This window comes from Acidisphaera rubrifaciens HS-AP3 (genome assembly GCF_000964365.1).
In the GTDB taxonomy this organism is placed as follows: domain Bacteria; phylum Pseudomonadota; class Alphaproteobacteria; order Acetobacterales; family Acetobacteraceae; genus Acidisphaera; species Acidisphaera rubrifaciens.
Genome location: NZ_BANB01000230.1, coordinates 1 through 6,798 on the forward strand (window position 1 = coordinate 1; position 6,798 = coordinate 6,798).

The 6,798-nt window shown below is 72.1% G+C and carries 10 protein-coding genes; 5 read left to right on the forward strand and 5 right to left on the reverse strand.

What is annotated here, in order from left to right:
- The coding region (locus B8460_RS07915) for a YicC/YloC family endoribonuclease (protein ID WP_048861054.1) at positions 1 to 358 on the reverse strand (358 nt) is incomplete at its 3' end.
- 120 nt (positions 359 to 478) lie between these two features.
- Here B8460_RS07915 and B8460_RS07920 point away from each other — a divergent pair.
- From B8460_RS07920 to B8460_RS07930, 3 genes are all read left to right on the forward strand, one after another.
- The gene (locus B8460_RS07920) at positions 479 to 1,357 is read left to right on the forward strand and encodes an MBL fold metallo-hydrolase (protein ID WP_048861047.1); all 879 of its coding nucleotides are present in this window, start codon (positions 479 to 481) and stop codon (positions 1,355 to 1,357) included.
- A gap of 93 nt (positions 1,358 to 1,450) precedes the next feature.
- Positions 1,451 to 1,840 carry a CidA/LrgA family protein gene (locus B8460_RS07925; RefSeq protein WP_048861048.1) on the forward strand — a complete coding sequence of 130 codons (390 nt, stop codon included), beginning with the start codon at positions 1,451 to 1,453 and terminating at the stop codon, positions 1,838 to 1,840.
- Complete coding sequence (locus tag B8460_RS07930; RefSeq protein WP_048861049.1) at positions 1,837 to 2,541, forward strand: LrgB family protein; 705 nt, start codon at positions 1,837 to 1,839, stop codon at positions 2,539 to 2,541. Before B8460_RS07925 ends, B8460_RS07930 begins: the two co-directional genes overlap by 4 nt.
- Here B8460_RS07930 and B8460_RS07935 read toward each other — a convergent pair.
- From B8460_RS07935 to rpsF, 4 genes are all read right to left on the reverse strand, one after another.
- Complete coding sequence (locus tag B8460_RS07935; protein WP_048861055.1) at positions 2,501 to 3,760, reverse strand: SAM-dependent methyltransferase; 1,260 nt, start codon at positions 3,758 to 3,760, stop codon at positions 2,501 to 2,503. The genes B8460_RS07930 and B8460_RS07935 overlap by 41 nt on opposite strands.
- A gap of 290 nt (positions 3,761 to 4,050) precedes the next feature.
- Positions 4,051 to 4,626: a 50S ribosomal protein L9 gene (rplI, locus tag B8460_RS07940; RefSeq protein ID WP_048861050.1), complete on the reverse strand. Its 576-nt coding sequence runs from the start codon at positions 4,624 to 4,626 to the stop codon at positions 4,051 to 4,053.
- A gap of 12 nt (positions 4,627 to 4,638) precedes the next feature.
- Entirely contained in the window at positions 4,639 to 4,914 is a 276-nt protein-coding gene (gene rpsR / locus B8460_RS07945; protein WP_048861051.1) for a 30S ribosomal protein S18, read from the reverse strand.
- Between the two features lie 5 nt (positions 4,915 to 4,919).
- Complete coding sequence (rpsF, locus tag B8460_RS07950; RefSeq protein WP_048861052.1) at positions 4,920 to 5,390, reverse strand: 30S ribosomal protein S6; 471 nt, start codon at positions 5,388 to 5,390, stop codon at positions 4,920 to 4,922.
- 301 nt (positions 5,391 to 5,691) lie between these two features.
- Here rpsF and B8460_RS07955 point away from each other — a divergent pair, with 301 nt between their 5' ends.
- Together B8460_RS07955 and B8460_RS20900 are read left to right on the forward strand one after the other, a co-directional pair.
- Positions 5,692 to 6,696 carry an ACP S-malonyltransferase gene (locus B8460_RS07955; protein WP_048861053.1) on the forward strand — a complete coding sequence of 335 codons (1,005 nt, stop codon included), beginning with the start codon at positions 5,692 to 5,694 and terminating at the stop codon, positions 6,694 to 6,696.
- The coding region (locus B8460_RS20900; protein WP_148360451.1) for an SDR family NAD(P)-dependent oxidoreductase at positions 6,696 to 6,798 on the forward strand (103 nt) is incomplete at its 3' end. The genes B8460_RS07955 and B8460_RS20900, both read left to right, overlap by 1 nt.

Below are 6,798 nucleotides of genomic sequence, written 5' to 3' on the forward strand. Positions count from 1 at the left end.
GGCGCAGCACGCCCGGCAGGGCGAGCAGCCCCTCGGCGCGCGGCGGGGGGCTGCCGGGGATGCGGACATGCAGCGCCTGGGCGGCGGCCAGCACCTGATCGAGCGTCGGCTGGTCGACGACGAGACGGGTCATCTCCGCCCGCCGCAGCGTCAGCGTCGCGCTCACGTTTCCGCGACGAAGGACCCGCCCCGCCGCCTCCCGCAGTGCCGGCTCCAGCGCGTCCTGCCCCGGCGGCAGGCGCAGCCGCAGATCGAGGCCGCGGCCGTTGACGCTGCGCAATTCCCACACCCAGAGGGCGCCGGACACCTCCCCCTCGGTGCGGGCGAAGCCGGTCATGGAGGCGAGGGGCGAGGTCATGGCCGCTTCTACCAGCCGCCGCGCCGCGCCGGAACACGCGGCGGCACGGAGGGCGGTGTCTGGTTTTAAGCCGGGCGCGGCCGATGTAAGCGGCGCCAGTAGCAAGAAAGGAAAACGCGCATGAGCACAGCCAAGCCCACACGTCAGGCCGCGGGCGTCCATCACCGCGCCGTCGGCGATTTCGTCGTCACGGTGGTGAATGACGGGTTCCTCCAGGGCTCGCTCGACCTCGTCACCGGCATCGACAAGCCGACGGCGGCCGGGCTGCTGGCGGCCTCGTTCCGCGCCGACCCGCCGCGCATCACCATCAACGCCTTTGCCGTCCACACCCCGCGCGGCGTGGTGCTGATCGACGGCGGCGCCGGGGCCACCATGGGCCCCACGGCCGGCCACATGCCGGCCAATCTCGCGGCGGCGGGAATCGATCCGGCGGACGTGACCGCGGTGCTGATGACGCATCTGCATCCCGACCATGTCGGCGGGCTGATCGATGCCGAGGGGCGGGCCCGCTATCCCAACGCCGAGCTGATCGTGCATGCGGCGGAGGCTGGATTCTGGCTGTCGCCCGAGACGCTGGCCGGCGCGCCGGAGGGGATGCGCGCCTATGTCGAGGGCGCGCAGGCGGCGGTCGCGCCGTACAAGGCGCGGCTGCGCACGCTGACGGACGGCGAGGCGGTGCCGGGCATCGGCATCGTCCCGGCGCCGGGGCATACGCCGGGGCACAGCGGCTGGCTGCTCGCCTCGGGCGGGGCGTCGCTGCTGATCTGGGGCGACGTGGTGCACCTGCCGGGCATCCAGTTCGCGCAGCCGGCGGCGGGCGTCGCGTTCGACGCCGACGGCGCGCAGGCGCAGGCGACGCGGCGGCGGCTGATGGACATGGCGGCGACGGACCGGGTGATGGTCGCCGGCATGCACCTGGATTTCCCGACCTTCGGCCATGTCGAGCGGCGGGGCGACGGCTATGGCTACGTCCCGGCGGTGTGGTCGCCCGAGGTCTAGCGGCGTCCCGCCCTTGCCCTGGCCACTCTTGCCTTGAGGAGCGTGGCGGCGGAGGAGTTCCGCCGCCCATTCCCAAGGCCGGAGGCCCCGCCCGTGCTGCCTGCCCTCACGCTTCTCATCGCCTGCCAGTTCGCGGGCGAGGTGCTGGTGCGCGCCGCGCACCTGACCGTCCCCGGGCCGGTGATCGGCCTGCTGCTGCTGATCGCGATCCTGATCGCCCGGCGCGGCCCCGGCCCGTCGCTGCGCCAGACGACGGACGGGCTGCTGCGCAACATGCCGCTGCTGTTCGTGCCGGCGGGCGTGGGGGTGGTGACGCAGCTCGGCGTGCTGGGGCGCAACTTCGTGCCGGTCGCCTGCGCCATCCTCGCCTCCACGGCGCTTGGCCTGCTGACGACGGCGCTGGTGATGCAGTGGCTCGGCCGGGGGACGCGGCCGCCGGACGCCCCGACCGCGGCGGGCGCGGTGGGGGAGCCGGGGGCGTGACCGCGCTGTTCATCTACCTGCGCAGCACGCCGCTGCTGGGCCTCGGCGCGACGCTGATCGCCTGGCTGCTGGCTGAGCAGATCACCCGCCGGCTGCCGCCCGGGCCGCTGTCGAGCCCGATGCCGCTGGCGATCCTGCTGCTGGTGCTGGGGCTGCTGGCGACGGGGGTGCCCTACGACACGTATTTCCAGGGCGCGCAGTACGTGCAGTTCCTGCTGGGTCCGGCGACCGTCGCGCTGGCGGTGCCGATGTATGCCAATCTGCGGCAGATACGGCGCAGCGCGCACGCGATCATCCCGGCGATCACCGCCGGATCGGTCGTCGCCGCCGCCAGCGCGATGCTGATCGCCCGCGCGCTCGGCGCGCCCCGCGAGATCGTGCTGTCGCTCGCGCCGAAATCGGTCACCACGCCGATCGCCATGGGCATCGCCGAGCAGATCGGCGGGCAGCCGGCGCTGGCGGCGGTGTTCGTGCTGCTGACCGGCGTCACCGCGATCGCCCTGCTCGGCCCGGTGCTGCGGCTGGGACGGATCATCGACGCGCGGGCGCGCGGGCTGGGCGCGGGCACGGCGGGCCACGGGCTCGCGACCGCGCAGATCCTGCAGGAGAGCGAGACGGCCGGGGCGTTCGGCGGTCTCGCGATCGGGCTGAACGGGGTGATTACCGCGTTGCTGCTGCCGATTCTCGTCCGGCTGTTATGAGGCGCCCGGCCTGCTCCGCCACGGTGATGTAGTCGCGGGTGAGCGGCACCGCGGTCTGCAGGTGCGCGAGCTGGATCTGGAACACCATGTGGCCCATGTGGCGGAACGACATCTCCGACCCGGCGAGGTAGAACTCGAACATCCGGCAGAAGCGCTCGTCGTACAGCGCGGCGATGGCGTCGCGGTTGGCGGCGAAGCGGCGGCGCCAGGCGCGCAGCGTCATCGCGTAATGCAGGCGCAGGATCTCGATATCGGTCGCGACCAGGCCGCTGCGTTCGATATGCGGCAGCACCTCCGACAGCGCCGGGCAGTAGCCGCCGGGGAAGATGTATTTGCGTATCCACGGATTGGTGCTGGCCGGCCCGTCGCTGCGCCCGATCGCGTGCAGCAGGGCGACGCCGTTGGGATCGAGACGGGCGCGCACGGTGTCGAAGAAGGCGCGGTAGTGGCCGACGCCCACATGTTCGAACATGCCGACCGAGACGATGCGGTCGAACCGTCCCTCCAGCGCGCGGTAGTCGAGCATCTCGAAGCGCACGCGGTCCTGCAGCCCCTCGGCCTCGGCGCGGGCGCGCGACTCCGCGAGCTGCTCGGACGAGAGCGTGATGCCGAGGACGCGGGCGCCGTATTCGCGGGCGAGGAACAGGCCGAGCCCGCCCCATCCGGAGCCGATGTCGAGCACCGACAGGTCCGGCCGATCGAGGCAGAGCTTGGCGGCGATGTGACGCTGCTTGGCGAGCTGCGCCTCCTCCAGGGTCTCGTCGCCGCGCGGGAAATAGGCGCAGGAATACTGCCGGTCGCGATCGAGAAAGAGGCTGTAGAGCCGGCCGTTGAGGTCGTAATGATGCGCGACGTTGCGCTGCGACCGGCGGGCCGGGTTGTACTGGTCAAGACGGCGGCGCCAGTCCGACAGTCGGTAATGCAGCCCCAGCAGGGCATGCCCGCCGGGATTGCGCATGATATTGACCGACAGCAGCGCGAGGACATCGGCGATGTTGCCGTCGATCGGCTCCATCGAGCCGTCCATGTAGCATTCGCCGAACGCCAGCGACGGATTGAGCAGCAACCGCCGGATGGCATCCGGCGTATTGACTGCAATTTTCGCGTGCGGTCCCGGGATGGCGCCGTGGAAGCTGGTCTCGCGCCCGGATGGCCAGCGGACCGTCAGCGAGCCGTGGCTGATCAGTCGCCGCAGGAAGAACTCGAGAGTTGCGCGCATCGTCACGTCCATCCTCGCGCCTTGGTGTTCGCACGGTGGTCGGCCGGCGAGCGTGACACGGATTTCACGTCCACCGCATCGTAATCCATCAAACGCCCTGGCGTGCAAGATCGTTGCCATGGCAGTCACGGATGACAGCCACGTCACCGGGGGATGCGACCGGAATGCGGCGGGGGATGGCAACGGGCGCCGGAAACGCGACACCGCCGCGCGGGGGCGCGGCGGTGCGGTGGGCGTTCGGGCAAGGCGGCCGCCGCGACGGGCGGCGGAGCGGGACGGCGTAGGCGGCGTTAGACGTCCGGCTGCGGCGCGCTGCCGAGGTCGTCGGTGTCGCCGCCGACTTCGAGCGTATAGGCGTCCTCTTCCTCGGTCGGGCCGATCGCCTCGCCGCGCGCCTGCTTCTCCGCTTCCTCGGGGCTGCGGGCGACGTTGACGACGACGCTGATGCTCACTTCCGGGTGCAGCACGACGCGCACGTTGGCGAGGCCGAGCGTCTTGATCGGATGCTCGAGCACGACCTGATGGCGCGAGACGGACAGCCCGCCCTCGGTGCAGCCCTCGGCGATGTCGCGGGCGCTGACGGAGCCGTAGAGGCTGCCGGAATCGCCCGCCTGCCGGATGATCACGACCGACAGGCCGGCGACGCGCTCGGCCACCCGCTCGGCCTCCTCGCGGCGCTTGAGGTTCTGCGCCTCGAGCTGCGCGCGCTCGGTCTCGAAGCGGGCGAGGTTTTCCTTGTTGGCGCGGATCGCCTTTTTCTGCGGCAGCAGATAGTTGCGCGCGTAGCCCGGCTTGACGCGCACGAGATCGCCCATCTGCCCGAGCTTTTCGACCCGCTGCATGAGGATCAGTTCGATGGCGGCCATGGTCGCCTCCCCTCAGCTCAGGACGTAGGGCAGCAGGGCGAGGAAGCGGGCGCGCTTGATCGCGACCGCCAGTTCACGCTGCTTCTTCGACGAGACTGCGGTGATGCGGCTCGGCACGATCTTGCCGCGCTCGGACAGGAAGCGCGACAGCAGGCGCACGTCCTTGTAGTCGATCTTCGGCGCGTTCGGCCCGGAGAACGGGCAGGACTTGCGGCGGCGATAGAACGGCCGGCGGGCGCCGACGGCGGTGCGGCGAGCGGCGGGATTGACGTCGGTGGTGTCGGACATCGGTCTTACTCCTCGCCCGGGCGGGGTTCGTCACGATCGGAGCGGTACTCGTCGCGGGCGCGGAACTCCTCGCGATCGTCGTAGCCGCGGCGGCGGCCGCTGTCGAAGCGGCCGGCGGGCTTCGGCCCGCGGAAGCCGCGCTCGCGGTCGTCGCTCTTGCGCGTCAGCACGGCGGACGGCGCCTCGTCGATCGCCTCGACCCGCACGGTCATGAAGCGCAGCACGTCCTCGTTGAGGCGGAGCTGGCGTTCCATCTCGTTCACCGATGCCGGCAGGGCATCGAGGCCGAGCAGCATGTAATGCGCCTTGCGGTTTTTCTTGATCTTGTAGGCGAGGCTGCGCAGGCCCCAGTACTCGCGCTTGCGGATGGCGCCGCCCTCGGCTTCCACCTGGGCGCCGACCTGGTCGGCGATCGCCTCGACCTGCTGCTGCGTGACATCGTTGCGTGCCATGAGCACGCATTCATAAAGCGGCATGGGATCTCCCTTCGGCTTGTCTCGCCCGCCGGCCCGGATGGGCCGCACCGTCCCCATGGACGGCCGGGCATAGCCGGGGCGTGCCGCGCCCCGGCAGGGAAGCCGCGGCTTCAAGCACAGGCCGGCCGGACTGACAAGGCCGGGGGTCCGGCGCGGCGCCCGGCCGGCGCCCCGGGGGTGGCCAGATTGACAGGCCGTAATGCCACGTCTAACCCGCCCGGCCCAAGACGGACGATGACCGGCGCCGCCGCGCGGCGCGCGCCGGCGGCGTCGTTCCGGGCGACACCGTCAGGACCGCGCCATGCCAGTCCACGCCTTCATCTTCCCCGGCCAGGGCAGTCAGGCCGTCGGGATGGGCCGTGATCTCGCCGCCGCCTTCACGGCCGCGCGCGAGGTGTTCCAGGAAGTGGACGACACGCTGAGCCAGAAGCTGTCGAAGCTGATGTTCGAGGGGCCGGCCGAGACGCTGACGCTGACCGAGAACGCGCAACCGGCGCTGATGGCGGTGTCGCTCGCGACGCTGCGCGTGCTGGAGCGCGAGGGCGGCGTCGCGCTGCGCGATCGGGCGGTCGTGGTGGCGGGCCATTCGCTCGGCGAATACAGCGCGCTCGCCGCCGCCGGCGCCTTCAGCATCCCGACCGCGGCATCGCTGCTGCGTCTGCGCGGACAGGCGATGCAGAAGGCGGTGCCGCCGGGCGAGGGCGCGATGGCCGCGCTGATCGGCGTCGATCTGGAACAGGCGCAGGCGATCTGCGACGCGGCCGCGGTGATCCCGGCGGCCGAGGATGGGGACGAGGCCGGGGACGGCAGACCGGCGGCGCCCGCGGCGCGCGCGGTGGTCGAGCCGGCCAACGACAACGGCGGCGGCCAGGTGGTGATTTCCGGCGAGCGGGCGGCGGTCGAGCGGGCGGTGGAGATCGCCCGGGCGCGCGGCGTCAAGCGCGCCATGCTGCTGCCGGTGTCGGCGCCGTTCCACTGCGCGCTGATGGCCCCGGCGGCCGAGGCGATGGCCGAGGCGCTCGGCCGGCATCCGCCGGCGGCACCCACGGTGCCGCTGATCGCCAACGTCTCCGCCGCCAAGGCGACCGACCCGGCGCGGATCACGGACCTGCTGGTGCGGCAGGTTACGGCGACGGTGCGCTGGCGCGAGAGCGTGCAGACGATGGTGGCACTCGGGGTGGACAGCTTCGTGGAGCTGGGCGCGGGAAAGGTACTGAGCGGGCTGGTGCGGCGCATCGCCCCCGACGCCGCCGCCGTGTCGGCAGGCACGCCGTCAGAGATCGAAGCCGTGCTGAAGGTGCTGTGATGTTCCGCCTCGACGGGCGCGCCGCCCTGGTCACCGGCGCATCGGGCGGCATCGGGGCCGCGATCGCGCGCGCGCTGCACGCGCAGGGCGCGGCGGTCGTGC

Bases quoted from the DNA above. Each gene is read 5' to 3' on its own strand.
- B8460_RS07920 (WP_048861047.1), top strand. From the start codon at position 479: ATGAGCACAGCCAAGCCCACACGTCAGGCCGCGGGCGTCCATCACCGC.
- B8460_RS07935 (WP_048861055.1), bottom strand. From the start codon at position 3,760: ATGCGCGCAACTCTCGAGTTCTTCCTGCGGCGACTGATCAGCCACGGC.
- rplI (WP_048861050.1), bottom strand. From the start codon at position 4,626: ATGGCCGCCATCGAACTGATCCTCATGCAGCGGGTCGAAAAGCTCGGG.
- rpsR (WP_048861051.1), bottom strand. From the start codon at position 4,914: ATGTCCGACACCACCGACGTCAATCCCGCCGCTCGCCGCACCGCCGTC.
- rpsF (WP_048861052.1), bottom strand. From the start codon at position 5,390: ATGCCGCTTTATGAATGCGTGCTCATGGCACGCAACGATGTCACGCAG.
- B8460_RS07955 (WP_048861053.1), top strand. From the start codon at position 5,692: ATGCCAGTCCACGCCTTCATCTTCCCCGGCCAGGGCAGTCAGGCCGTC.